Origin of the sequence: Streptomyces echinoruber, assembly GCF_014651135.1 — a bacterium.
GTDB classification, from domain to species: domain Bacteria; phylum Actinomycetota; class Actinomycetes; order Streptomycetales; family Streptomycetaceae; genus Streptomyces; species Streptomyces echinoruber.
This window is the reverse complement of the sequence record NZ_BMWH01000003.1, coordinates 417,288-443,479: the sequence shown is the minus strand read 5'-3', so window position 1 is coordinate 443,479 and position 26,192 is coordinate 417,288. Positions and strand designations below refer to the sequence as shown.

Genomic DNA, 26,192 nt, shown 5'->3' with positions numbered 1-26,192 from the left:
GGGCTACTCGGCCGGCTCCACGCCGGCCCGCAGCAGGCCGTAGGTGTAGGCGTCCTCCAGGGCCTGCCAGGAGGCGGCGATGACGTTGTCGGCGACGCCCACCGTGGACCACTCGCCGGCCCCGTCGGAGGTGGAGATCAGCACGCGGGTCGTGGACTGCGTGCCGTGCCTGCCCTCCAGGATGCGGACCTTGTAGTCGACCAGCTCCAGCTTGGCGAGCTGGGGGTAGATCTTCTCCAGCGCGACGCGCAGGGCGCGGTCCAGCGCGTTGACCGGGCCGTTGCCCTCCGCCGTCGTGACGATCCGCTCGCCCTTGGCCCACAGCTTGACGGTGGCCTCGTTGGCGTGGGTGCCGTCGGGGCGGTCCTCGACGATGGCGCGCCAGGACTCGACGTCGAAGTACTTCAGCGGCCGGCCCTGGGCCTCGGCGCGCAGCAGCAGTTCGAAGGAGGCGTCGGCGGCCTCGTAGGTGTAGCCGCGCAGCTCGCGCTCCTTGACCCGCTCGACGACGCGGCCGACCAGTTCCCGGTCGCCGCCGAGGTCGATGCCGAGTTCCTTGCCCTTCAGTTCCACGGAGGCGCGGCCGGCCATGTCGGAGACCAGCATGCGCATGGTGTTGCCGACCAGTTCGGGGTCGATGTGCTGGTACAGGTCCGGGTCGACCTTGATCGCGGAGGCGTGCAGGCCGGCCTTGTGCGCGAAGGCCGAGAGGCCGACGTAGGGCTGGTGGGTGGAGGGGGTGAGGTTGACGACCTCGGCGATGGCGTGGCTGATCCGCGTCATCTCGCGCAGTCTGCCCTCCGGCAGCACCTTCCTGCCGTACTTCAGCTCCAGCGCCGCCACGACCGGGAACAGGTTGGCGTTGCCGACGCGCTCGCCGTAGCCGTTGGCCGTGCACTGCACGTGGGTGGCGCCGGCGTCCACGGCGGCCAGCGTGTTGGCCACCGCGCAGCCGGTGTCGTCCTGGGCGTGGATGCCCAGGCGGGCGCCGGTGTCGGCGAGGACGGTGGAGACGACGGCGTGGATCTGCGCCGGGAGCATGCCGCCGTTGGTGTCGCACAGCACCACCACGTCGGCGCCGGCCTCGTGCGCCGTCCGCACGACCGCCTTGGCGTACTCGGGGTTGGCGCGGTAGCCGTCGAAGAAGTGCTCGCAGTCGACGAACACCCGGCGGCCCTGGGAGCGCAGGTGGGAGACGGTGTCGCGGACCATCTCCAGGTTCTCCTCGAGGGTGGTGCGCAGCGCCAGTTCGACGTGCCGGTCGTGGGACTTGGCGACCAGCGTGATCACCGGGGCGCCGGAGGCGAGCAGCGCCTTGACCTGCGGGTCCTCGGCGGCCGTGGTGCCGGCGCGGCGGGTGGAGCCGAAGGCGACCAGCTGGGCGTGCCGGAAGGCGATCTCCTGCCGGGCGCGGGCGAAGAACTCCGTGTCGCGCGGGTTGGCGCCGGGCCAGCCGCCCTCGATGAAGCCCACGCCGAAGTCGTCCAGGTGCCGGGCGATGGCCAGCTTGTCCGCGACCGTGAGGTTGATGCCCTCGCGCTGCGCGCCGTCGCGCAGCGTGGTGTCGAAGACGTGGAAGGAGTCGTCGAGCTCGCTGGTTGCCGTCTCGGTCATGATCTTCAAGGCTCCTGATACTGGAAATCGGTCTACCGGAATGACCGGTTCCACCGTCCCTCCCAAGGCCCCTCGCGCCTTCCTCCCGGCTGCGGGTGGGCCGGGAAAAAGAAAAACCCCTCGCGGGTGCGAGAGGTCTGCGCGCGGGTCGAGGACGACGGTGGCCGCCCGTACCTGGTCATACGTGGCGGTCACTGCGGACCGGCGCGCCTGCTGCCAATAATCACGGCGAACGAGAGCACGGGGGCAGTCTGGCACATTCCCGCCCCCGGCTCACCGACCGTCTCAGGATGCGGGCGTCAGGGACGCGGACTCACCCGCCTCGACCCGCTTCAGATCCAGGTCCCTGGTCTCCCGCATGGTGATGTAGACCACCAGGGAGACGGCGGCGCAGGCCGCCACGTACCAGTAGAAACCGGACTCGGCCCCCGCGTTCTTGAACCACAGCGCGATGTACTCCGCCGTGCCGCCGAACGCCGCGTTGGCCAGCGCGTACGGCAGCGCCACGCCCAGGGCGCGCACCCCGGTGGGGAACAGCTCCGCCTTGACGCACGCGTTGATCGACGTGTACCCGGTGACGATCACCAGCGCCGGCAGGGCCAGCCCGAGGGCGGGCCAGAAGCCGTCCGCGTGCTTCAGCAGCGTCATGACCGGCACGGTCAGGAGGGTGGAGCCGACCGCGAAGGTGATCAGCAGCGGGCGGCGGCCGACGCGGTCGGACAGGGCGCCCGCGAGCGGCTGCAGGCAGGCGAAGACGATCAGCGCGGTGAAGGAGACCAAGGTGGCGGTCTGCTGGGGCAGGCCCGCCGTGTTCGACAGGTACTTGGTCAGGTAGGTGGTGTACGTGTAGTACGCGACCGTGCCGCCCATCGTCAGCGCGATCACCAGCAGCGCCTCCCGCCGGTGCCGCCACAGCGCGCGCAGGGTGCCGCGCTGCTCCGCGCCGGTGGCGTCCTCCTGGTACACCTCCGTCTCCAGCATGCTGCGCCGCAGATAGAAGACGACCGCGGCGCCGAGCGCGCCGACGACGAACGGGATGCGCCAGCCGTAGCTGTGCAGGGCCTCGTCGGACAGGGTGCGCTGCAGCAGGATCTGCAGGCCGAGGCCGACGATCTGCCCGGCCGTCATCGACACGTACTGGAAGCTGGAGGCGAAGCCGCGCCGGCGCGGTTCGGACGCCTCGGTGAGGTAGGTGGCGCTGGCCGCGTACTCGCCGCCCACCGACAAGCCCTGCAGCAGGCGGGCGAGGAGCAGCACCAGGGCGCCGCCGTAGCCGGCGACGGCGTACGTCGGCGCGATCGCGATCAGGATCGCGGACGCGGACATCAGCGTCACCGTCAGCGTCAGCGCCGCCTTGCGGCCCCGCCGGTCGCCGACCCGGCCGAGCAGCCAGCCGCCGACCGGGCGCATGAAGAAGCCGACGGCGAAGATGCCCGCGGTGTTCATCAGCTGGGCGGTGGGGTTGCCGGAGGGGAAGAAGGCCCCGGCGAAATAGGTGGCGAAGCTGGCGTAGACGAACCAGTCGTACCACTCCACCATGTTGCCGGCCGAGCCGATCCAGATCCTCTTCCAGTGGTGTCGTCCCATGCGCCGTAACTGCCCCGCCGAGGCGGCCGATTCACGTCACGGACGGATGATCGCCGTACGTTCCGGTCTCCCGGTCACGCGTCCGCGCGCGCCTGGGCCGCGTGCGGGCGGTAGGCCCCGCTTCCGGGATGGCGGTTGCGTCCGATCTCGCGGCTGATGGTGGACGGGCTGCGGCCCAGCTCCGCGGCGATCGCCCGCACCGTGGCCTTCTCCCGCAGCCGGTCGGCGAGGTGGATGCGGTCCGCTTCGCACAGGTACCGGGACGGCCCGGAAGGCGCTGTCATCGCGTTGATCGGTGGCAGCGCCTTCCGGTTTCCGTATGCGTGACGCCCGTTGCGCCACTTCTGGCCGGTCCGCTCGTCGATCCCGACGATCCGGCACGCTTCCCGGTTGCTCACACCCTGCCGCATGAGCCGGGAGTATGCCTCCCGCTCCCGGGTGAGCTTCTTCCTGCCCTGCGGCTTCGTCCGGTCCTTACGGATCTCGAAGTCCGTCGCACCCCTTGAACTGGGGTGTTGCAACGACTCCTGGAACCAACAGTCCCCCCGGGGCGGCCCCCAGCGTGCTCAAGGAAGACGTCCGCGGCGCCGGACGCCGCCGGCGGGTCAGCCGATCCGGCGCATCCAGCCGTGCTTGTCCTCGGTCAGCCCCCGCTGGATGCCCAGCAGGGCCTCGCGCAGCCGGAGGGTGACCGGGCCGGGGGTGCCGTCGCCGTGGGTCCAGGTGTCCGACTTGGTCTTGACGGTGCCGATCGGGGTGACGACGGCGGCGGTGCCGCAGGCGAAGACCTCGGTCAGGGCGCCGGAGGCGGCGTCCTCGCGCCACTGCTGGAGGGTGACGACGCCCTCCTCGGCGGTGTAGCCGAGGTCGCGGGCGACCTGCAGGAGGGAGTCGCGGGTGATGCCCTCCAGGATGGAGCCGGTCAGCTCAGGGGTGACGATGCGGTCGCCGTAGACGAACGCGATGTTCATGCTGCCGCTCTCCTCGACCCTGGTGCGGGTCACCGCGTCGAGGTAGACGACCTGGTCGCAGCCGTGCCGGGCGGCCTCGGCCTGCGGCAGCAGGGAGGCGGCGTAGTTGCCGCCGGTCTTGGCGGCGCCGGTGCCGCCGGGGACGGCGCGGAAGAGGTCCTCGGCGACCCAGATGGTGACCGGCTTGACCCCGCCGGCGAAGTAGGCGCCGGAGGGCGAGGCGATCAGCATGAACAGGTACTCGTTGGCCGGGTGGACGCCGAGCCCGGTCTCGGTGGCGAACATGAACGGCCGCAGGTAGAGGGACTCCTCGCCGCCGTGCGGCGGGACCCAGTCGGCGTCCTGGGTGAGCAGCGCGTCCAGGGCGGCGAGGAACAGCTCCTCGGGCATCTCCGCCATCGCCATGCGGCGGGCGGAGTTGCGGAAGCGGCGGGCGTTGGCCTCGGGGCGGAAGACCGCGACGGAGCCGTCGGGCTGACGGTAGGCCTTCAGCCCCTCGAAGATCTCCTGGCCGTAGTGGAGGACGTGGGTGGAGGGGTCGAGGGAGATCGGCCCGTACGGAACGAGCTGCGCGTCGTGCCAGCCGCGCCCTTCCGTCCACTTGATCGTCACCATGTGGTCGGTGAAGTGACGGCCGAACCCGGGGTTGGCCAGGATGGCCTCGCGCTCGGCGGCGGGGAGCGGGTGGGCGGAGGGCTTGAGCTCGATCGTGGGCGTCGTCATGAGTGGTTGTCCTTCACCGGTTGTCGTGACGGGCCGCGCTCCTCTCCCGGCACGACCGTCTCCGGCCGGTGCTAGGACGTCCGAGCTTTCCCTCATTCCGCGGCTCCGCGTCCGATTATCGCGCGGGGCCGACGGCCGAAGGAATGGGGGTGAAGCGACCCAGGGGTTGATGGTGGCACCCGGCGGGGACGGAGAGAAGCCGCCGGGCGCGGATGCGACCCGACGGCTTGCGGCAGCGCGGCGGGTCAGCCGGCTACGCGTACGGCGAGCGCGTCGCCGATCTCGGAGGTGGACCGGGCGGGCAGCGCGGCCCGCTCGGCGAGGTCGGCGGCGACCGCGTCCTCGATGCGGGTCGCCTCGGCGTCGTGGCCGAGGTGGCGCAGCAGCAGGGCGACGGACAGGACCGTGGCGGTGGGGTCGGCCTTGCCCTGGCCGGCGATGTCGGGCGCGGAGCCGTGCACGGGCTCGAACATCGAGGGGTACTCGCCGGAGGGGTTGATGTTCCCGCTGGCGGCGACGCCGATGCCGCCGGAGACGGCCGCGGCGAGGTCGGTGATGATGTCGCCGAAGAGGTTGTCGGTGACGATGACGTCGAACCGCTCGGGCTGGGTGACCAGGTAGATGGTGGCGGCGTCGACGTGGATGTACTCGGTGGTGACCTCGGGGTACTCCTCGGCCACTTTGTGGAAGACGTTCGTCCACAGGTGGCCCGCGAAGGTCAGCACGTTGTTCTTGTGGACCAGGGTGAGCTTCTTGCGCGGGCGGGCCTGGGCGCGGGCGAAGGCGTCGCGGACGACGCGCTCGACGCCGTAGGCGGTGTTGACGGACACCTCGGTGGCGACCTCCTGCGGGGTGCCCTTGCGGAGGGTGCCGCCGTTGCCGGTGTACGGGCCCTCGGTGCCCTCGCGCACCACGATGAAGTCGATCTTCGGGTTGCCCGCCAGCGGGGTGGCCACGCCCGGGAGCAGCTTGCTGGGGCGCAGGTTGACGTGGTGGTCGAAGGCGAACCGCAGCTTGAGCAGGAAGCCGCGCTCCAGCACGCCGGAGGGCACCGACGGGTCGCCGATGGCGCCGAGCAGGATGGCGTCGTGCCGCTTGAGCTGCTCCAGGTCGGCGTCGGTGAGGGTCTCACCGGTGGCGTGGTAGCGCCGGGCGCCGAAGTCGTACTCCTTGGTCTCCAGCTTCACATCCTGCGGGAGGGCGGCGGACAGGACCTTGAGGCCTTCGGTCACGACCTCCTGGCCGATGCCGTCACCGGGGATCACTGCGAGATTGATGCTGCGAGACATGCCGGCACCCTACTCCTCGTCCCATGCGTTGACACGCGTTGTCCGTCATGTGGACAACCTGCCGTCGTTTCCCACCCGTTCGCCCGTACGCGGGGCGGGCGTTCGCCCGCGTGCGGGGGCGGGCGCCGACGGGCGGAAGGGGGTCCCGGACACGGCTTCCGGCAGGAGGCACTTCGACGGCCCGGCAGGTCCGGCGAACCCAGCGAGCTGGCGAATCCGGACGGCCGGAGACTCCCGGCCGCGGCGCCCCGCCGCACCTCACCTCATCGGGTGCGACTCCCGGGCTTTCCGGGCTCCCGGGAGTCTTTCCGGACTCGCGAACCCACGGGTCCGCGAACTCACGGACCCGTGGACCCGTGGACCCGCGGAGCGCGCTCAGTGGCCCGTCTGGCCGCCGTTGTCCCGGCGGTCGAGGGCGCGCTGCAGCGCGGCAGCGGCGTTCTTGCGGTCGGACTCGCTCGTACGGGAGACGTGGCGGACGCGGCGGCGGACGGTCGTCTCGGCCATGGGAATCGACTCCTTCGGCACACGAGGGGGCGTGCAGGAAAAGGAACGGATAACGAGACGCCGGAAGGGGCGGGGAGCTGCGGCCGCAGGGATCGCCTGCGTGGGGCCGGCTCACAGCCGCCATTCGCTGGATGGGAGCGAGACGTTCGGCTCTTACAAAGCTAGGGCAGCGGCACGCGGCTGTCTCCACAATTACTCGGACTTCCTACTATCTGAGACAGTGCCCTGCCTCACACCGCCGCGACCTGGGCTTTTCTCTACAGCACGTCCCCGTCCCGCCAGTCGAAGACCAGTTCGTCCGGCGGGTCGAGGGGACCGGCGAGGGCGGGGCGGACGTACACGCAGCCCTCCTCCTCCGGCAGGCGCACGACGCCCCCGGGTCCCAGGGCGCAGATCCGGCCCGGCCAGAGCCGCCAGCCGCGCGCCGCGTAGAGCCGGGCGCCCTCCTCGCTCGCGGACAGCGCGCCGGCGTCGTAGGCCCGGTCCACGATCCGCTCCAGAACCTCCGTCACCCGGCCGCCGAGCCCGCGCCGCCGCACGTCGGCCCGTACGGCCACGGCCTCGACGTACCCGATCCGCCGCCAGCGCCCCGCGTGCCGGGCGCGCCGCATGACGACGGCGCCGTGCGCGGCGAGCCCGGCGGCGTCGTGCAGGAGGGCGTGCATGCCGCCGAGGCCGTGCTCGAAGTCCTCGTCGGTGAAGTCCCCGTGGAAGGCTTCGTCCAGCAGGGCGCGGATGTCCCGCAGGTCGGCGGGGGCGAGGTCGGCGGTGTGGGCGGTGCGCAGGCGCAAGCGAGCCGTCATCGCGCCAGTATGGGCCCGGTGCGGGGCATGGGCATCGCGCCGGTATGAACCCGGTGCGGGCAGGAGTCCGATACGGGAGCAAGGCCGGTACGGAGACACAACCCCGGCACGGGGACACGGGAACACCTGAACACGAGAACACGGGAAACGCGCGGGCGCGGGCCGCCGTCCACGCGACGGCGGCCCGCGCCCGGTTCACTGACGGTGTGTCAGCCCATGTGCGGGTAGGTGTAGTCGGTCGGCGGGACCAGGGTCTCCTTGATGGCGCGGGTGGAGGTCCAGCGCAGGAGGTTCTGCGGGGCGCCGGCCTTGTCGTTGGTGCCGGAGGCGCGGCCGCCGCCGAAGGGCTGCTGGCCGACGACGGCACCGGTGGACTTGTCGTTGATGTAGAAGTTGCCGGCGGCGAAGCGGAGCTTCTCGGCCGTGTACGCGGCCGCCGCACGGTCGTTGGCGATGACCGAGCCCGTCAGCGCGTAGTCGGAGACCGACTCCATCTGGGTCAGCATCTCCTCGTACTTGTCGTCCTCGTAGACGTACACCGCGAGGATCGGACCGAAGTACTCGGTGCGGAACACCTCGTTCTCCGGGTCGGTGCACTCGATGACCGTCGGGCGGACGAACCAGCCGACCGAGTCGTCGTAGGTGCCGCCCGCGACGATCGTGCAGGACGGGTCCTGCTGGGCGCGGTCGATGGCGGCCTTGTTCTTGGCGAAGGCGCGCTCGTCGATGACGGCGCCGATGAAGTTCGACAGGTCGGTGACGTCACCCATGGTGATGCCGTCCACCTCGGCGCAGAACTCCTCCTTGAAGCCGGAGTTCCAGATCGACGCCGGGATGTAGGCGCGGGAGGTGGCGCTGCACTTCTGGCCCTGGTACTCGAAGGCGCCGCGGATCAGGGCGGTCTTGAGCACCGCGCGGTCCGCGCTCGGGTGGGCGACGACGAAGTCCTTGCCGCCGGTCTCGCCGACCAGGCGCGGGTAGGAGCGGTACTTCTCGATGTTGGCGCCGACCGTCTTCCACAGGTACTGGAAGGTCTTGGTCGAGCCGGTGAAGTGGATGCCGGCCAGCTCCGGGTGGTTCAGGGCGACCTCGGACACCTCGATGCCGTCGCCGGTGAGGAGGTTGATGACGCCCTTGGGCAGGCCCGCCTCCTCCAGCAGCCGCATCAGCAGCACGGCGGCGTGGGTCTGGGTCGGGGACGGCTTCCACACCACGACGTTGCCCATCAGCGCGGGCGCGGTCGGCAGGTTGCCGGCGATGGCGCTGAAGTTGAAGGGCGTGATCGCGTAGACGAATCCCTCCAGCGGGCGGTGGTCGAGGCGGTTCCACACGCCCGGGGAGTTGGCGGCGGGCTGCTCGGCGAGGATCTGGCGGGCGTAGTGGACGTTGAACCGCCAGAAGTCGACCAGCTCGCACGGGGTGTCGATCTCGGCCTGCTGGACGGTCTTGGACTGGCCGAGCATGGTCGAGGCGGCGAGCGTCTCGCGCCACGGGCCGGCCAGCAGCTCGGCGGCGCGCAGGAAGATCGCCGCGCGGTCGTCGAAGGGCAGCGCGCGCCAGGCGGGCGCGGCGGCCAGGGCCGCGTCGATGGCGTCCTTCGCGTCCTGCCGCGTGGCGTTGCGGTAGGTGCCGAGCACGGCCTTGTGGTTGTGCGGCTGCACGACCTGGAAGGCCTCGCCGCCGCCCATCCGCTTCTCGCCGCCGATGGTGCAGGGCAGGTCGACCGGGTTGTCGGCCAGCTCCTTCAGCTTGGCCTCCAGCCGGGCGCGCTCGGGCGAGCCGGGGGCGTAGCCGTGCACCGGCTCGTTGACGGGGGCGGGGACCTGGGTCACAGCGTCCATGGAATCCGTGTCTCCTTGCGTGAGCGGTGTGGTGCGGGCTCAGCCCTTGCTGACCAGCGAGCGGACGAAGAAACGCAGGTTGGCCGGTTTCTCCGCCAGGCGCCTCATACCGCGCCTTCCCGGGGGACAACCCCCGGACCCCCGGCCGATGCCGCGGCACAGCCTCGTTGCGTCAGTCATGGCTGATCATGCTCCGGACGAAGAAGCGCAGGTTGGCCGGTTTCTCCGCCAGGCGCCTCATACTGCGCCTTCCCGGGGGACAACCCCCGGACCCCCGGCCGATGCCGCGGCACAGCCTCGTTGCGTCAGTCATGGCTGATCATGCTCCGGAGGAAGAAGCGCAGGTTGGCCGGCTTCTCCGCCAGGCGCCGCATGAAGTAGCCGTACCAGTCGGTGCCGTAGGCGGTGTAGACGCGTACCCGGTGGCCCTCGGCGGCGAGGCGCTGCTGCTCCTCGGTGCGGATGCCGTACAGCATCTGGAACTCGTACTGGTCGTTCTTGCGTCCGGCGCGGCGGGCGAGTTCCTCGGCGATGGCGATCAGGCGCGGGTCGTGGGTGGCGACCATCGGGTAGCCGTCGCCCTCCATGAGGGTGCGCAGGATGCGGACGTACGCCTTGTCGATCTCGCGCTTGTCCTGGTGGGCGACCGACGCGGGCTCCTTGTAGGCGCCCTTGACCAGGCGGACGCGGCTGCCGGCGGCGGAGAGGCGGCGGGCGTCGGCCTCGGTGCGGAAGAGGTAGGCCTGGATGACGCATCCGGTCTGCGGGAAGTCCTTCCGCAGCTCCTCGTGGATGGCGAACATCGAGTCCAGGGTGGTGTGGTCCTCCGCGTCGAGGGTGACCGTGGTGCCGATCGCGGCGGCGGCCTCGACGACCGGGCGGACGTTGGTCAGCGCCAGCTCGTGGCCGCCCGGAAGCGCCTGGCCGAACATCGACAGCTTCACGGACATCTCGGCGCGGGTGCCGAGCTGCAGCGGGCCGAGCCGCTCGATCAGCTCCAGGTAGGCGTCGCGGGCCGCGGCGGCCTGCTCGGGGGTGGTGATGTCCTCGCCGACGACGTCCATCGTCAGCTCGAGCCCGCGGTCGGCGAGGTCCTTCACGATCGGCAGGACGTCGTCGACCGTCTCGCCCGGGATGAAGCGGTCGACGACCTGCTTGGTCACCGGGGCCGCCGAGATCAGGCGTCGCATCCGGTCGCTGCGCGACGCGGCGAGAATCACGGGACCCAGCACGGGGCACCTCCAACAACAGCAGCAGATGGCCGGAACCCGACGGGTCGGGTACGGCACGGAGAACCACCGTGAAACCTAAGGATCCCTCCGATCCTCGGCCATCGACAGCTGTCACGCATCCGTGCCCCGGATCTCCGACAGATGTATGAAGACCTGCCCGGCCTGCGGCAGAATGCCCAAGTGACGTCGGATTACAGAGCGGACTACCAGGAGCTGGTCGACGAGATCTCCGAGCTGCTGGGCGCCCCGGCCACCCTGGAGAACCGGGACTTCGAGCTGATCGCCTTCGGTGCCTACGACAGCGAGGGCGACCTGGATCCGACGGCCCTGGACCCGGTGCGCACCCGCTCGATCCTCACCCGGCGCTCCACCGCCGCCGTCCGCGCCTGGTTCGAGGGCTTCGGCATCACCCGGGCCACCGGCCCGGTCCGCATCCCGCCCAACCCTCAGGCCGGGGTCTATCGGGGGCGGATCTGCCTGCCGGTGCGCCACCGGGGCGTCGTCCTCGGCTACGTGTGGCTGCTGGACTCCGACCCCGGGCCGGGCGAGCGGCAACTGGCCGCCGCCATGGAGGTGACGGCGCGCATCGGCGCGCTGCTCGCCGACGAGGTCCAGCACGGCGCCGACCTGAGCCGGGAGCTGCGCGCGGTGCTGACCGCCGAGCGCGGCTGGCAGGCCGACATGGCGGTGGCCGCGCTGCGTACCGCCCTGGGGCCGCGCGGCGAGGGTCCGCACACGCTGGTGTGCGTGGCGCCCTGGCCGTCCGCCGACCCCGAGGACGCCCCCTCGGCGCGCACGGTTCCGCACGCGACCGCCCTGTGCACCCTGCCCTGGGGCGCCACCGCGCTGAGCCTGGCCGTCCTGGTCCGCCTGCGCTCGACGGACGTGCGGACCCCGGCGCTGACGGCCGCCTCGCGCCTGCTGAAGGAGGCGGCCGCGCTTCCCGTCCCTCCGGCGTCCGGCGGGCACCGGCCGGCGGTGGCCGCCGGGGTCGGCGAGCCGGGCTCGGGGCTGGCCGGGCTGGACACGGTGTGGCGGCAGGCGGCCGGCGCGGCGCGGGCGGCGCTCGCCGAGCCGCGGCTGGGCCCGGTGGCCGAGTGGTCCCGCATCGGCCCCTACCGCCTGCTGACCGCGCTGCCGCCGGACGCCCCCCGCGACTTCGCCGTGGCCGCCCTGCTCTCCCCCGCCCACCGCGACCTCGCCCGCACCGCCGAGGTCTACCTCGACTGCGCCGGCCAGGCCGGCCGTACCGCCGCCGAGCTGGGCATCCACCGTCAGACCCTCTACTACCGCCTCTCCCGCGTGGAGCAGCTCACCGGCCTCGACCTGGACGACGGCGAGGACCGGCTGCTGCTGCACATGGCGCTGAAGGGGGCACGGCTGTAGCCGGCGGCCCGGGCGGCCCCGGGCCCGCCGGCTACGACGTGCAGGCCCCGGGCCGTTTACGGCGCACAGGCCCCGGGCCGCTACGGCGTGCAGGCGTACAGCAGCGCGGTCGGCTACGGCGTACAGGCGCGCAGCAGCGCGGCCAGCAGGCCCCGCGGGTCGTGCAGCGGCCGGGCGCCGTCGGTGACGACCCGCCGGGTGCCGGGGTCGACGGGGTCGGTGCGGGCCCAGTCCGGGGAGCCGACGTCGATCTCGACTTCGAGGCCGGAGGCGGTGGCGTAGCGCCATTCGGTGACGGCGCCCCAGGAGCGGGTGCGCAGCCGGGTGCCCAGGCCGAGGGCGTCCGTCCAGGCGCCGTCGGCGTAGCGGGCCGGGTCGGTGGTGAGCAGGACGAGGTCGACGTCGGAGTCGGGGCGGGCGGTGCCGCGGGCCGTGGAGCCGGCCAGGAGGAGGCCGATCACGTCCGGGCGGGCGGCGGCGGCACGGGTGACGCGGTCGACGACGCGGGCGCGTTCGGCGGGCCGGCCGGGCCGGGTCTCATCCCGTCCGGTCATCGCCGCCCGTCCCCGCGATCACCCGGCCGATCACCCGGCGCAGTCCCTCCGTCAGCCGGTCGGCGTCCGTGGCGGAGCCGGGGTCGAAGAGCCACTGGACCATGAGGCCCTGCAGCAGGGTCTGGTAGAAGCGGCCCTCGGTGTCGACGGTCTCCGCGTCGAGCTCGTCCTCGGGGATGCCGGTGAAGAGCGGCACGATGCCGGAGCGGCCCTGTTCCTGGGCCTCGACCAGCAGCTTGCGCAGCTCCGGGACCCGGTCGCCCTGGAGGATCAGTTCGAAGCTGAGCAGCCAGATCGCGCGGGACTCCGGCAGCGCGCGGATGATGTTGTCCCACACTTCCCGGAACCGCTCCAGCGACCCCGGCGGCGCCGTCGTCGCGCCGCCCGCGCCCCGGCCCGGGTCGAACCGGTCCCCCATCTCCTCGATCAGGGAGACGTACGCCGCCGCCAGCAGCGCGTCCTTCGAGCCGTAGTGGTAGCCGATCGACGCCAGGTTGGTGCCCGATTCCTTGACGATGTCGCGCGCCGTGGTGCGCAGGAAGCCCTTGGCGAGCAGGCAGCGCTTGGCGCCCTCCAGCAGATCCTCGCGGTGTCCCATGGGCCCACCCTAGCCCGTTTCAGACATACGTCCCAGACAAGTGACCCAGACAAGCGACCCAGACAGCAGTTTTATACGGCCGTACTAGACAGCCGTTTAAAACGCCCGTACAGTTCCCGGCATGACGAACCCGACGAGCACGACCACCACCCCGCCGGGCGCCCGGAGCGCCCCCGCCCGCGCCGGCCGCCGCGAATGGACCGCGCTCGGCGTGCTGATGCTTCCGCTGCTGCTGGTCTCGATGGACGTGTCGGTGCTGTACTTCGCCCTCCCGGCGATCGGCGCGGACCTGCGGCCGAGCGGCACCCAGCAGCTGTGGATCCTCGACGTCTACGGCTTCGTCCTGGCCGGCCTGCTGATGACGATGGGCGCCGTCGGCGACCGCATCGGCCGCCGCAGGCTCCTCCTCCTGGGAGCCGCGGCCTTCGGCGGCACCTCGGCGCTCGCGGCCTACGCCGGCAGCGCGGAGACGCTGATCGCGGCCCGCGCGGTCCTCGGCGTCGGCGGCGCCACCCTGATGCCGTCCACGATGGCCCTGCTGCGCACGATGTTCACCGACCCCGCCGAGCGGGCGAAGGCGATCGGCCTGTGGTCCGGCGTGATGACCGGCGGCATCGCCCTGGGCTCGGTGCTGAGCGGCGTCCTGGTCGAGCACTTCTGGTGGGGCTCGGTCTTCCTCGTCAACCTGCCCGCGATGGCGCTGCTGCTGCTCCTGGGCCCGGTGCTGCTCCCGGAGTCGAAGAACCCCGAGCCCGGCCGCTTCGACTGGCCGAGCGTCCCGCTGTCGCTGGCCGCCGTGCTCCCCGTGGTCTACGGCCTGAAGGAGATCCCCTCCGAGGGATGGCGGCCGCAGTACGTCGTCTCCCTCGCGCTCGGCCTGCTCTGCGCGGCCCTGTTCGTGCGCCGGCAGCGCACCGCCGCCTCCCCGCTGATCCCGCCGGCGCTTTTCCGCGCCCACGGCTTCCCGCCGTCGCTGGTCCTGACCCTGCTCTCCGCGTTCGGCATGATGGGCTCGGCCGTCTTCACCACCCAGTACCTGCAGTCGGTCCTGGGCAAGAGCCCGCTGGCGGCCGCGCTGTGGAGCCTGCTGCCGTCGGTGTTCATCGGGGTGGCCGCGCCGGTGACCACCCGGCTGGTCCAGCGGGGCGTCCACCGCGCGCACGTCGTCGCCGGCGGCTTCGCCGTCGCGGCGGCCGGCTACGCGCTCCTCGCCCTCACCGGCACCGACTCGCTGTGGCTCACCCTGGCCGCGGCCGGTGTCCTCGCCTGCGGAATAGTGGCGGTGATGTCCCAGCTGACCGACCTGGCCATGGGCAGCGCCCCGCCGGAGCGGGCGGGCACGGCCTCCTCCCTCCTGGAGACCGGCACCGAGTTCGGCGGCGCGCTCGGCATGGCGGTGCTGGGCTCCATCGGTACGGCGGTCTACCGCCACGAGATGCCCTCCACGGCCCCCGCCGCGGCCCGCCAGACCCTGGGCGGCGCGCTCGCCGCGGCCACCCGGCTGCCCGGCCGCACCGGTGAAAGCCTGCTCGCCGCGGCCCGGGAGGCGTTCACCCGCGGGATGCACGGCGCGGCGGTCGCCGGGGCGGTGCTGCTGGCGCTCGCCGCGGTGGGGGCGGCGGCCACGCTGCGGAGGATCGAGGCCGGGAAGAAGTAGGGCATGCAAGAACGCCGTACGGGCCGACACCGGTCGGCCCGTACGGCGTTGGCGTTGCCGAAGGCCTCAGGCCAGGTTCACCGACCGGGCGGAGGTGGCACCGATCTCCGTGGCGAGCTCGTTCAGCACCCCGGCGGGCACCGTGTCGTCCACGGTGAGGACGGCGAGCGCCTCGCCGCCCGCGGCCCGGCGGGAGACCTGCATGCCGGCGATGTTGATGCCGGCTTCGCCGAGGATGCGGCCGACGGTGCCGACGACGCCCGGACGGTCCTCGTAGCGCAGGACGACCATGTGGTCGGCGAGCGCCAGGTCCACGTCGTAGTCGTCGATCGCGACGATCTTCTGCACGTGCTTGGGTCCGGTGAGCGTGCCGGCGACCGACACCTCCTCGCCGCCCGCGAGGGTGCCGCGCACGGTGACGACGTTGCGGTGCTCGGTCGCCTCCGAGCTGGTCGTCAGCCGCACCTCGACACCGCGCTCCTGGGCGAACAGCGGGGCGTTGACGTACGACACCGTCTCGTCGACGACGTCCTCGAACACGCCCTTGACGGCGGAGAGTTCGAGCACCTTGACGTCGTGCTGGGTGATCTCGCCGTACACCTCGACATCCAGCCGCACCGCGACCTCGCCCGCCAGGGCGGTGAAGATGCGGCCGAGCTTCTCGGCGAGCGGCAGCCCGGGCTTGACGTCCTCGGCGATGACCCCGCCCTGGACGTTGACCGCGTCCGGGACCAGCTCGCCGGCGAGGGCGAGGCGGACGGAGCGGGCGACGGCGATGCCCGCCTTCTCCTGCGCCTCGTCGGTGGACGCGCCCAGGTGCGGGGTGCACACGACCTGGTCGAACTCGAACAGCGGGGAGTCGGTGCACGGCTCCTTGGCGAACACGTCGAGGCCGGCGCCGGCGACGCGGCCCTCCTTCAGCGCCGAGTACAGCGCCTCCTCGTCGACGATGCCGCCGCGCGCGGCGTTGATGATCCGCACGTTCGGCTTGACCTTGCGCAGCGCCTCGTGGCCGATCAGGCCCAGCGTCTCGGGCGTCTTGGGCAGGTGGACGGTGATGAAGTCGGAGACCTCCAGCAGCTCGTCCAGCGTCAGCATCTTCACGCCCATCTGCGCGGCCCGCGGCGGCTGCACGTAGGGGTCGTAGGCGACGATCTTCATGCCGAACGCGGACATGCGCTGCGCGACCAGCGCGCCGATGCGGCCGAGGCCGACGACGCCGAGGGTCTTCTCGGCGAGCTCGACGCCGGTGTACTTGCTGCGCTTCCACTCGCCTTTTTTCAGCGCGGCGTTGGCCTGCGGGATGTTGCGCGCGGTGGCCAGGATCAGGCCGCAGGCCAGCTCGGCGGCGGTGACGATGTTGGAGGTGGGGGCGTTGACGACCATCACGCCGGCCTTGGTGGCGGCGGAGACGTCGACGTTGTCCAGGCCGACGCCGGCCCGTGCGACGACCTTCAGCCTGCGGGCCGCGGCGATCGCCTCGGCGTCCACCTTGGTGGCCGAGCGGATCAGGATGGCGTCCACGTCGGCGATGGCGGGCAGGAGTTCGGCTCGGTCGGCGCCGTTGCAGTGCCGGATCTCGAAGTCCGGGCCCAGTGCGTCGACGGTCGCGGGCGACAGCTCTTCAGCGATGAGTACGACAGGTTTCGAGCTCACGTGAGTCCTCGCAGGTCCTATGCATGCGGACGGCCGTCCCGACGGCCGCAGGCGGGAGGAGGTGGGGAGACAAGCCGCGTGGAAGACGCACGACGCTGTGGGCCTGAACGCGTATTGGTGCAGCAGTGTAGTGGCGTATCGGTCGTCGTACCGCTCCGCTCCGGAAGGATCACCCGTCCGTGACACTACGGGTTGGACAACACCTGGCCGGGGCATCGCCCACGGTGCGCGGCAGGGGCCGGAGCAGCGCTGCTCCGGCCCCTCGGGATGAGGCTTACGCCTCCTCGTCGACCCAGCTCATGAGCTTGCGCAGCTCCTTGCCGGTGGTCTCCAGCAGGTGCTCGGAGTCCTGCTGCTTGTACTCGTTGTACTTCTTCAGGCCGCCGTGGTACTCGTCCATCCAGTTACGGGCGAAGGAGCCGTCCTGGATCTCGGCGAGGACCTTCTTCATCTCGGCCTTGGTGGCGTCGGTGATGATGCGCGGGCCGGTGACGTAGTCGCCCCACTCGGCGGTCTCGGAGATCGACCAGCGCATCTTCTCCAGGCCGCCCTCGTACATGAGGTCGACGATCAGCTTCAGCTCGTGCAGGCACTCGAAGTAGGCGATCTCCGGCTGGTAGCCGGCCTCGACCAGGGTCTCGAAGCCCGCCTTCACCAGCGCCGCGGTGCCGCCGCACAGCACCGCCTGCTCGCCGAACAGGTCGGTCTCGGTCTCCTCGGTGAAGGTGGTCTTGATGACGCCGGCGCGGGTGCCGCCGATGCCCTTGGCGTAGGACAGGGCGAGGGCGAAGGCGCTGCCGGAGGCGTCCTGCTCGACGGCGACGATGCAGGGCACGCCGCGGCCCTCCTCGTACTGGCGGCGCACCAGGTGGCCCGGGCCCTTCGGGGCGACCATGCACACGTCCACGCCCGCCGGGGGCTTGATGAAGCCGAAGCGGATGTTGAAGCCGTGGCCGAAGAACAGCGCGTCGCCGTCCTTCAGGTGCGGCGCGACGGACTCCTCGTAGACCTGGGCCTGGATCGGGTCCGGCACCAGGATCATGATGACGTCGGCCTCGGCGGCGGCCTCGGCCGGGGTCACCACGCGCAGGCCCTGCTCCTCGGCCTTGGCCTTGGACTGGGAGCCCTCGTGCAGGCCGACGCGCACGTCGACGCCCGAGTCGCGCAGCGACAGGGCGTGGGCGTGGCCCTGGCTGCCGTAGCCGATGACCGCGACCTTGCGGCCCTGGATGATGGACAGGTCGGCGTCGTCGTCGTAGAACAGCTCGGCCACTTTGTGTTCTCTCCTTGGTGTGCAGATGGTGCTCCCACCGTATGACGGTGGGCGGGCGGGAGGTCTCAGGGTCTCGGTATACGGGCGCACACGGCACCCGTATGCGGGCGGCCGGCGGGTCACCGGCCGCCCGGGGCGCGGGATGACGCGCCGGATTACGCCGAGCGGTCGAGCGCGCGCAGCGAGCGGTCCGTGATGGAGCGGGCGCCGCGGCCGATCGCGATGGTGCCGGACTGGACCAGCTCCTTGATGCCGTACGGCTCCAGCATCCTGAGCATGGCCGACAGCTTGTCGCTGCTTCCGGTGGCCTCGATGGTGACGGCCTCCGGGGAGACGTCGACGGTCTTGGCGCGGAAGAGCTGGACGATCTCGACGATCTGCGAGCGCGTCTCGTTGTCGGCGCGCACCTTCACCAGGACGAGTTCGCGCTGGACGGACTGCGACGGCTCCAGCTCGACGATCTTCAGCACGTTGACGAGCTTGTTGAGCTGCTTGGTGACCTGCTCCAGCGGCAGGTCCTCGACGTTCACCACGATGGTGATGCGGGAGATGTCCGGGTGCTCGGTGACACCGACCGCGAGCGAGTCGATGTTGAAGCCGCGCCGGGAGAACAGGGCGGCGATGCGGGCGAGGATGCCCGGCGTGTTCTCCACCAGGACGGAGAGCGTGTGCTTGGACATGTCTCGTGGGCTCTCTTCCTCGCTCAGTCGTCTTCGTTGTCGCCGAAGTCGGGGCGGACGTCCCGGGCGGCCATGATCTCGTCGTTGGAGGTGCCGGCGGCGACCATCGGCCACACCATCGCGTCCTCGTGGACGATGAAGTCCACCACGACGGGCCGGTCGTTGACGGAGTTCGCCTCCTCGATGACCTTGTCGAGGTCGGCGGGGTCCTCGCAGCGGACGGCGTAGCAGCCCATCGCCTCCGCCAGCTTCACGAAGTCCGGGACGCGGGTGCCGCGGGCCTGCGGGTTGACGTCGTGCGGGCCGGAGTGCAGCACGGTGTTGGAGTAGCGCTGGTTGTAGAACAGGGTCTGCCACTGGCGGACCATCCCCAGGGCGCCGTTGTTGATGATGGCGACCTTGATCGGGATGTTGTTCAGGGCGCAGGTGGTCAGCTCCTGGTTGGTCATCTGGAAGCAGCCGTCGCCGTCGATCGCCCACACGGTGCGGTCGGGCGCGCCGGCCTTGGCGCCCATGGCGGCCGGGACGGCGTAGCCCATGGTTCCGGCGCCGCCGGAGTTCAGCCAGGTGCCCGGCCGGTCGTACCGGATGAAGTGCGCGGCCCACATCTGGTGCTGGCCCACGCCCGCGGCGAAGATCGTGCCCTCGGGCGCGAGCTGCCCGATGCGCTCGATGACCTGCTGCGGGGACAGGGAACCGTCCTCAGGCAGGTCGTAGCCGAGCGGGTAGGTCTCGCGCCAGCGGTTCAGGTCGGCCCACCAGGCGGAGTAGTCGCCCTGGTGGCCCTCGCTGTGCTCTTTCTGCACCGCCTGGATCAGGTCGGCGATGACCTCCCGGGCGTCGCCCACGATCGGCACGTCCGCGGCGCGGTTCTTGCCGATCTCGGCCGGGTCGATGTCGGCGTGGACGATCTTGGCGTACGGCGCGAAGCTGTCGAGCTTCCCCGTGACGCGGTCGTCGAAGCGGGCGCCGAGGGCGACGATCAGGTCGGCCTTCTGCAGCGCGGTGACGGCGGTGACGCTGCCGTGCATGCCGGGCATGCCCACGTGCAGCGGGTGGTCGTCGGGGAAGGCGCCCAGCGCCATCAGGGTGGTGGTCACCGGCGCGCCGGTCAGCTCGGCCAGCACCTTCAGCTCGGCGGTGGCGCGGGCCTTCAGCACGCCGCCGCCGACGTAGAGGACCGGCCGCCGGGCGGAGGTGATCAGCTTGGCGGCCTCGCGGATCTGCTTGGCGTGCGGCTTGGTCACCGGACGGTAGCCGGGCAGGTCCATCACCGGCGGCCAGGAGAAGGTGGTGCGCGCCTGCAGCGCGTCCTTGGCGATGTCGACCAGGACCGGGCCGGGGCGGCCGGTGGAGGCGATGTGGAACGCCTGCGCGATCACCCGCGGGATGTCCTCCGCCTTGGTGACGAGGAAGTTGTGCTTGGTGATCGGCATGGTGATGCCGACGATGTCCGCCTCCTGGAAGGCGTCCGTGCCGATCGAGGAGGACGCCACCTGCCCGGTGATCGCCACCAGCGGCACCGAGTCCATGTGCGCGTCGGCGATCGGGGTGACCAGGTTCGTCGCGCCCGGGCCCGAGGTCGCCATGCACACGCCGACCTTGCCGGTGGCCTGGGCGTAGCCGGTGGCCGCGTGGCCGGCGCCCTGCTCGTGCCGCACCAGCACGTGGCGCACCCGGCCGGAGTCCATCAGCGGGTCGTAGGCGGGAAGGATCGCACCGCCGGGAATGCCGAATACCGTGTCGGCGCCGACCTCCTCGAGAGAGCGGATGAGGGACTGCGCACCCGTGACGTGCTCGGGCGCGGACTGGTGTCCTCCGGTTCGGGGCCGCGGCTGCGGATGCGGGGCCCCCGTGGCCTGCTCGGTCATCGGCATTCTCTTCTCGATGCTGAGGTTGTCTCGATGCTGAGGTTGTAGCGAGTGTCGTGGGATGGGCCCGCGGGATGGTCCCGCGGGGTGGACTGCGGTTCGACAGGTGCCCGTGCAACAAAAAACCCCTCGTGCCACAGGGCAAGCGAGGGGAGCGCGCCGACGAGGTCGCTGGGTGGTCCGGATCATCCTCCGGTGGGTCCCAGCTCAGCCGACGCGCTGTCCAAGTACGAGAATTCGGGTGCGCATGGCACAGACCCTCCCCCCGGCACGCACCCACTGTCAAGTGGGTGGGACGGGAGTCTCATCATGTGGGCGAAAGGCCGTGCCGCCTCCCAGGACGGACGCGCCCCCCGCCAGGGGCGTGCTGCCGCCCAGGACGGGCGCGCCGCCCCCGAGCACGGGGGTGCCGCCCCCGAGGACGGGCGTGCCGCCGCCCAGGGCCGCGCCGGCGCCGCCGCCGAGCACGGCGGGCAGGCCGCCGCCGAAGGCCGGCGCTCCGCCGCCCGCGAAGGCCGGCTCGGCCGGCTCGCGCGGCACCGGGTAGTGGCCGGCGGCCAGCGCCCGGCGCAGCCGGTACTCGTCCAGGGGACCGGAGAACGCCATGCCCGTGCCGTGGGTGCAGCCCATCTCGCGCAGCGCGACGACCTGCTCGGGCAGGTCCACGCCCTCGGCCACGGACTGCAGGCCCAGGTCGCCGGCGATGCGCAGCAGCCCGCTGGTGATCTTGTACAGGCGCGCGGACTCCACCACGCCCTCGACCAGGCCGCGGTCGAGCTTGAGGACGTCCAGCGGCAGCCGGCGCAGCGCGGTGACGGCGGCGCAGTCGCCGCCGAAGCCGTCCAGCGCGATGCGCACGCCCAGGCGGCGCAGGGCGCACAGGCGGCGCTCCAGCTCGTCCAGGGACACCTTCGGGCCGATGTCGGACAGCTCGATCACCAGCGCCCCGGACGGCAGCCCGTGCCGGGCCAGCAGGGCCTCGACGGAGTCCGGCGGCGTCGCGCGGTCCAGCAGGCGCCGGGCGCTCAGACGCACCACCACGGGCACGGCCAGGCCGGTCGCGGTGCGCTCGGCGGCCTGCTCGACGGCCTCCTTGAGCAGCCACCGGCCGAGCTCCGCGGTCCGGTCGCCGTCCTCGGCCACCCGCAGGAACTCGGCGGGCGTGAACAGCACGCCCTGCGAGGAGCGCCAGCGGGCCTGCGCCGCGACCGAGGTGATCCGGCCGTCGGCGAGGCGCACCACGGGCTGGTGCAGCAGCGTGAACTGCCCCTGGTGCAGGGCCGAGCGCAGCCGGGTGGCCAGCTCCGCCCGGCGTACGACGTCCTGCTGCATCTGCGGCGCGTACAACTGCACGCGGCCCTTGCCGGCCGCCTTGGCGCGGTACATGGCCAGGTCGGCGTTGCGCAGCAACTCACCGGCGGACAGGCCGGGTTCGGCGAAGGCGACGCCGATGGAGGCGTTGACCCGGACATCGTTGCCGTCGATGAGGTAGGGCTGGGACAGCGTGACCCTGAGGCGGTCGGCGAGCTCCAGGATGTGCCGTTCCCGGGCGGCGTGGTCGCGGGTGCCGTCACCGACGATGAGGGCGGCGAACTCGTCGCCGCCGAGCCGGGCGGCGGTGTCGCCCTGCCGGACCGCGTCCTGGAGCCTGCGGGCGGCCTGGACGAGCAGTTCGTCCCCGGCCTGGTGGCCGATGGTGTCGTTGACGGCCTTGAAGCCGTCGAGGTCGATGAAGAGCACGGCGGTGCCGCGCAGCGCGACGCCCCGGTCGGAGGCACGGCGGCCGGAGAGGGCCTGCTGCACGCACCGGGTGAACAGGGTGCGGTTGGGCAGGTCGGTGAGCGGGTCGTGCTCGGCGTTGTGCTGCAACTGGGCCTGCAGGCGCACGCGTTCGGTCACGTCCCGGCTGTTGAGGATGAGGCCGCCGTGGTGGCGGTTGACGGTGGACTCGACGTTGAGCCAGCCGCCGGCGCCGGAGCGGAAGCGGCATTCGATGCGGGTGGTGGGCTCCTCGACGGGGTCGGCGGCGAGGAAGCGGCGCACCTCGTGCAGGACGCAGCCGAGGTCCTCGGGGTGGATGAGGTGGGCCAGTTCGGTCCCGACGAGCTCCTCCGCGGGCCGCCCGTAGACGCCGGCGGCGGCCGGGGAGACGTAGCGCAGGACGCCGTTGGGCGCGGCGATCATGATGACGTCGCTGGAGTCCTGCACCAGGGAGCGGAAGTGGTTCTCCTTCTCGGCCAGTTCCTGGGTGAGCTTGATGTTCTCCAGCAGCATGATGCCCTGCCGCACCACCAGGGTCAGCATCACCGTCCCGGCGGTGATCAGCGAGACGCGTTCCAGGCTGCGGCCGTTGAGGACGTTGTACAGGATGCCCAGGGTGCAGACGGCGGCGGCCAGGTACGGCGTGAGCGCGGACAGGGAGCCGGCCAGGGGCCGGGCGGCAGGGTGCCGGCCGGGGTCGCCGTCGGGCAGCGGCGGGTGGGCGTGGCCGCCGGGCGCGGTGCGCCGCGGCCCGAACGGGTGGTCGTGCGCGGTGTGCTCCTGCCCGTCGGTGCCGTCGCGGCTGGCGGTCTCGGCGGCGCGCCGGGGTGCCGCCCACGGGGCGTACGCCAGCAGCAGCGAGCCGGCGAACCAGCCCGCGTCGAGCAACTGGCCCGAGTGGTAGGTGCTGTGCAGCAGCGGCGAGGTGAACAGCGCGTCGCACATCACCGTCAGGGCGAGGGCGCCGACCGCGGTGTTGACGGCGGTGCGGTTGACCGCCGAGCGGCGGAAGTGCAGCACCAGCACCATGCTCACCAGGGCGATGTCGAGGGAGCGGGTAGGCCAGGGAGAGCGCGGTGTGGGCGACGTTCTCCCCGCCGGAGCGGGCCTCCCGGGCGAGCGCCAGGCTCCACGCCAGCGTGAGCAGGGAACCGGCGATCAGCCAGGCGTCCAGCACCAGGCACACCCAGCCGGCCTTGTTCGCGGGCCGTTTGGCGAGCACCAGCAGGCCCACGATCGCGGGCGGCGCGAAGCACAGGAAGAACAGGTCGGCGCAGCTGTGGGCGGGCACGGGCCGGCCGAGCACGACCTCGTACCAGCCCCAGACCGCGTTGCCGAGCGCCGCCATCGCCGAGGAGAGGGCGAACAGCAGCCAGGCGGCTCGAAAACGGGCCCGGCGGCTGCGCGCGTAGCGGAAGCAGGACACCGCGGCGGTGCCGGCCGCGGCGGCCAGCCCGAAGTCGCCCATGAACAGGGCCAGTTCGGGCGAGCCCCAGCCGGACGCGGCGCCGACGGCGTACCCCGCGCACACCAGGGCCAGCAGGAGCCGGCGGCGCACACCGGTGCCGCCGGGGGCGGGGGGTTCGGGTCGTGGGGTCCCCGGCGCGGTCTGCGCGCGCCGGGCTTCGTCGAGTGTGGCCGTCCGCGCGGGCGCCCGCGTGGCGGACGAGGCGACTGTGGTGGGGAAGGTGTTCACCGGTCCCTCCCGGTCCGCATTCCCGAGTCCCGGGGGTCCCGGTGTGCTGGGGGGGTGTGCCTGCGGCGGCCGCTGTTCCCGCGGTGGTGGTGACCGCCGTGCTGGTGACCGCCGTGATGATGGCTGCCGTGGTGATGGCTGCCGTGGTGGCCGCGTCTGCGTGCGGGCGCGTGCCAGGGCCGCCGGCGGCGGCTCTTCCGCGTCGGATCGTTGGTCCACAGGCCGTGCATCGTCCGTCGCCCCCCTCACAGTCCGAAAGGTCCATCCCCTGGCGCCGAACGGTGCGCGGCGCAGCCCCTGTCGGGACGATACACCAGTATCGTCACTCAGGGACATAGCTTCTCTACGCTCCGTGACGACCAGCGGATATGCGGGTACCCACCGCGTCCGGAAGGTTGCGCAGGGTGCCCGAACCGGATTACGCGGTGGTCGTACCCGTCGTCAGGATCACGTTGCGCAGCGGCTCCCGGTTCACGAACCGGCGCAACTGGCCGGTCAGGAGCCGCCGGGCGCGCGGCAGGAACGCCGACGTCGGCCCGCCGGCGTGCGGGGTGATCAGCACGCCCGGGGCGCGCCACAGGGGGTGCTCGGGGGGCAGGGGCTCGGGGTCGGTGACGTCGAGGGCGGCGGTGAGGCGGCCGCTGTCCAGCTCGGCCAGCAGGGCCTTGGTGTCGACGACGGGGCCGCGGGCGACGTTGACCAGGAGGGCGCCGTCCTTCATGCGGGCCAGGAAGTCGGCGCCCGCGAGTCCGCGCGTCTGCTCCGTCAAGGGGGTGGACAGGACGACGACGTCGGCCTGCGGGAGCAGCGCGGGCAGATCGGTGAGCGGATGCACCGGACCGCGCTTCGTGGTGCGCGCGGAGCGCGCGACGCGCAGGACCCGCGCGAGTTCGAACGGCGCGAGCCGGTCCTCGATGGCGGCGCCGATCGAGCCGTACCCCACGATGAGCACGGTCCGGTCGGCGAGCGCCGGCCGGAAACCGCCGAGCCACTCCCCGCGGTCCTGGGCCCGCACGAAGTCCGGCACGCCCCGCAGCGAGGCGAGGATCAGGGCGAGGGTCAGCTCGGCGGTGCTCGCCTCGTGCACGCCGCGCGCGTTGCACAGCAGCACCCCGGGGGGCAGGTCGGCCAGGCCCGGCTCGACGTGGTCGACGCCGGCCGACAGGGTCTGCACGACCCGCACCGACCGCATCCGCGGCAGCGGCCGCCGGCAGACCTGCGACGGCTTCATGTAGGGCACGACGTAGAAGACGCAGTCGGCCGGGTCGGCGGGGAACTCCTCGGCGCCGTCCCAGAACAGGTACCGCGGCCCCTCGGGGAGCCCCTCGATCTCCTCGGGCGGTAGGGGCAGCCACACGTCAGCAGCACTCATGGTCGCAGGCTATGTCAGTGCGCCCGGGGCGCAGAGGTTAGGTTGGGGTGGCTGGAGAGGGAGGGCAACGAGCAGGTGGAGCGCAGGACGATCGGCGCGGCGGCGCTCTCGGTGGGGGCCGTGGGACTCGGGTGCATGCCGATGAGCTGGGCGTACAGCACCTCGCGGCAGCGGGGCGAGGAGTCGCTCAGGGCGGTGCACCGGGCGCTGGACCTGGGCTCGACGCTGCTGGACACGGCCGACATGTACGGGCCGTTCACCAACGAGCTGCTGCTGGGGCGGGTGCTCAAGGAGCGGCGCCGGGACGCCTTCGTGTCGACCAAGGTCGGCCTGCTGGTGGGTGAGCAGCACATCGTGGCCAACGGCCGCCCCGGGTACGTCCGACGCGCCTGCGACGCCTCGCTGCGCCGGCTGCAGACCGACGTGATCGACCTCTACCAGCTGCACCGCGCCGACCCGGAGGTGCCGGTCGAGGAGACGTGGGGCGCGATGGCCGAACTCGTACGGGCCGGGAAGGTGCGGGCGCTCGGGCTGTGCGCGGTGGGCGCGCGGGCCGCGCGCCGGCCCGGGACGGGCCTGTACGACGCGACGATCCGGCAGTTGGAGCGGGTGCAGCAGGTCTTCCCGGTCGCCGCGGTGCAGGCCGAGCTGTCGGTGTGGTCCCCGGAGGCGCTGGAGACGCTGCTGCCCTGGTGCGAGGCGCGCGGCGTCGGCTTCCTCGCCGCGATGCCCCTCGGCAACGGCTTCCTCACCGGCACCCTGACGCCCGGCGAGGGCTTCGAACCCGACGACGTGCGCGCCCGCCACCCCCGCTTCACCGCCGAGATGATGGCCGCCAACCAGCCCATCGTGGCCGGCCTGCGCCGCATCGCCCGCCGCCACGGCGAGCACGTCACCCCCGCCCAGGTCGCCCTCGCCTGGGTGCTCGCCCAGGGCCGCCACGTCGTCCCCGTCCCGGGCGCCAAGCACGAGCGCTGGGTGGCGGAGAACGCGGGCGCGGCGCGCCTGCGGCTGACCCGGGAGGACCTGGCGGAGGTGGCGGAGCTGCCGCCGGCGCAGGGGTCCTGGGACTGAGGGGCCTGGGACTGGGGGGCCTGGGACTGAGGGGCCTGGGACTGAGG

Annotated in this window: 20 protein-coding genes and 1 pseudogene; 4 read left to right on the top strand and 17 right to left on the bottom strand. The window is 72.2% G+C overall.

Annotation, left to right across the window (positions count from 1 at the left end; genetic code table 11):
- Positions 1–3: 3 nt before the first annotated feature.
- The 9 genes and pseudogenes from cimA to IE225_RS06950 form a co-directional block, all read right to left on the bottom strand.
- Positions 4–1,614 carry a citramalate synthase gene (gene cimA, locus IE225_RS06985; RefSeq protein WP_190056450.1) on the bottom strand — a complete coding sequence of 537 codons (1,611 nt, stop codon included), beginning with the start codon at positions 1,612–1,614 and terminating at the stop codon, positions 4–6.
- 285 nt (positions 1,615–1,899) lie between these two features.
- Positions 1,900–3,201, bottom strand: a complete 1,302-nt coding sequence (locus tag IE225_RS06980) for an MFS transporter (protein WP_190056449.1) — start codon at positions 3,199–3,201, stop codon at positions 1,900–1,902.
- Between the two features lie 77 nt (positions 3,202–3,278).
- Positions 3,279–3,722: pseudogene (locus IE225_RS06975) on the bottom strand (helix-turn-helix domain-containing protein); the annotation flags it as partial.
- Between the two features lie 84 nt (positions 3,723–3,806).
- On the bottom strand, positions 3,807–4,895 hold the full coding sequence (locus IE225_RS06970; protein ID WP_190056448.1) for a branched-chain amino acid aminotransferase: 1,089 nt from the start codon (positions 4,893–4,895) through the stop codon (positions 3,807–3,809).
- Between the two features lie 245 nt (positions 4,896–5,140).
- Complete coding sequence (locus IE225_RS06965) at positions 5,141–6,184, bottom strand: 3-isopropylmalate dehydrogenase (protein ID WP_190056447.1); 1,044 nt, start codon at positions 6,182–6,184, stop codon at positions 5,141–5,143.
- A gap of 375 nt (positions 6,185–6,559) precedes the next feature.
- Positions 6,560–6,691: a hypothetical protein gene (locus tag IE225_RS33690; RefSeq protein WP_086025501.1), complete on the bottom strand. Its 132-nt coding sequence runs from the start codon at positions 6,689–6,691 to the stop codon at positions 6,560–6,562.
- A gap of 257 nt (positions 6,692–6,948) precedes the next feature.
- Entirely contained in the window at positions 6,949–7,494 is a 546-nt protein-coding gene (locus IE225_RS06960; protein WP_190056446.1) for a GNAT family N-acetyltransferase, read from the bottom strand.
- Positions 7,495–7,703: 209 nt separating this feature from the next.
- On the bottom strand, positions 7,704–9,335 hold the full coding sequence (pruA, locus tag IE225_RS06955) for an L-glutamate gamma-semialdehyde dehydrogenase (RefSeq protein ID WP_190056445.1): 1,632 nt from the start codon (positions 9,333–9,335) through the stop codon (positions 7,704–7,706).
- Between the two features lie 305 nt (positions 9,336–9,640).
- Positions 9,641–10,567 carry a proline dehydrogenase family protein gene (locus tag IE225_RS06950; protein WP_190056444.1) on the bottom strand — a complete coding sequence of 309 codons (927 nt, stop codon included), beginning with the start codon at positions 10,565–10,567 and terminating at the stop codon, positions 9,641–9,643.
- Positions 10,568–10,708: 141 nt separating this feature from the next.
- Between IE225_RS06950 and IE225_RS06945 the strand changes: the two genes are divergently transcribed.
- Entirely contained in the window at positions 10,709–11,953 is a 1,245-nt protein-coding gene (locus IE225_RS06945) for a PucR family transcriptional regulator (protein WP_190056443.1), read from the top strand.
- A gap of 113 nt (positions 11,954–12,066) precedes the next feature.
- Here the strand turns inward: IE225_RS06945 and IE225_RS06940 are convergent, their stop codons facing one another.
- Positions 12,067–12,507: a nucleotidyltransferase domain-containing protein gene (locus IE225_RS06940; RefSeq protein WP_190056442.1), complete on the bottom strand. Its 441-nt coding sequence runs from the start codon at positions 12,505–12,507 to the stop codon at positions 12,067–12,069.
- Positions 12,491–13,105 (bottom strand): TetR/AcrR family transcriptional regulator, encoded by a 615-nt coding sequence (locus IE225_RS06935; protein WP_190056441.1) that lies wholly within the window; start codon positions 13,103–13,105, stop codon positions 12,491–12,493. The genes IE225_RS06940 and IE225_RS06935 overlap by 17 nt, the downstream gene beginning before the upstream one ends.
- Before the next feature lie 121 nt (positions 13,106–13,226).
- Between IE225_RS06935 and IE225_RS06930 the strand changes: the two genes are divergently transcribed.
- Complete coding sequence (locus IE225_RS06930) at positions 13,227–14,762, top strand: MFS transporter (protein ID WP_190056440.1); 1,536 nt, start codon at positions 13,227–13,229, stop codon at positions 14,760–14,762.
- 66 nt (positions 14,763–14,828) lie between these two features.
- On the opposite strand, the gene serA is transcribed toward IE225_RS06930, so the two are convergent.
- The 5 genes from serA to IE225_RS06905 all read right to left on the bottom strand — a co-directional run bounded on the left by serA (position 14,829) and on the right by IE225_RS06905 (position 23,032).
- Positions 14,829–16,418 carry a phosphoglycerate dehydrogenase gene (gene serA, locus IE225_RS06925; protein WP_190056439.1) on the bottom strand — a complete coding sequence of 530 codons (1,590 nt, stop codon included), beginning with the start codon at positions 16,416–16,418 and terminating at the stop codon, positions 14,829–14,831.
- Positions 16,419–16,692: 274 nt separating this feature from the next.
- Complete coding sequence (gene ilvC / locus IE225_RS06920) at positions 16,693–17,691, bottom strand: ketol-acid reductoisomerase (RefSeq protein WP_190056438.1); 999 nt, start codon at positions 17,689–17,691, stop codon at positions 16,693–16,695.
- Positions 17,692–17,846: 155 nt separating this feature from the next.
- Entirely contained in the window at positions 17,847–18,371 is a 525-nt protein-coding gene (gene ilvN / locus IE225_RS06915; RefSeq protein WP_190056437.1) for an acetolactate synthase small subunit, read from the bottom strand.
- Positions 18,372–18,394: 23 nt separating this feature from the next.
- The gene (locus IE225_RS06910; RefSeq protein WP_190056436.1) at positions 18,395–20,248 is read right to left on the bottom strand and encodes an acetolactate synthase large subunit; all 1,854 of its coding nucleotides are present in this window, start codon (positions 20,246–20,248) and stop codon (positions 18,395–18,397) included.
- A gap of 276 nt (positions 20,249–20,524) precedes the next feature.
- Positions 20,525–23,032: a putative bifunctional diguanylate cyclase/phosphodiesterase gene (locus IE225_RS06905; RefSeq protein WP_444545064.1), complete on the bottom strand. Its 2,508-nt coding sequence runs from the start codon at positions 23,030–23,032 to the stop codon at positions 20,525–20,527.
- Positions 23,033–23,142: 110 nt separating this feature from the next.
- Between IE225_RS06905 and IE225_RS34215 the strand changes: the two genes are divergently transcribed.
- Positions 23,143–23,415, top strand: coding sequence for a hypothetical protein (locus IE225_RS34215; protein WP_444545063.1), 273 nt, complete (start codon positions 23,143–23,145; stop codon positions 23,413–23,415).
- 702 nt (positions 23,416–24,117) lie between these two features.
- On the opposite strand, the gene IE225_RS06900 is transcribed toward IE225_RS34215, so the two are convergent.
- Positions 24,118–25,071 carry a 2-hydroxyacid dehydrogenase gene (locus IE225_RS06900; RefSeq protein WP_190056435.1) on the bottom strand — a complete coding sequence of 318 codons (954 nt, stop codon included), beginning with the start codon at positions 25,069–25,071 and terminating at the stop codon, positions 24,118–24,120.
- A 75-nt stretch (positions 25,072–25,146) separates the two neighbouring features.
- On the opposite strand from IE225_RS06900, the gene IE225_RS06895 reads away from it, so the two are divergent.
- Complete coding sequence (locus IE225_RS06895) at positions 25,147–26,145, top strand: aldo/keto reductase (RefSeq protein ID WP_190056482.1); 999 nt, start codon at positions 25,147–25,149, stop codon at positions 26,143–26,145.
- Positions 26,146–26,192: the final 47 nt, after the last annotated feature.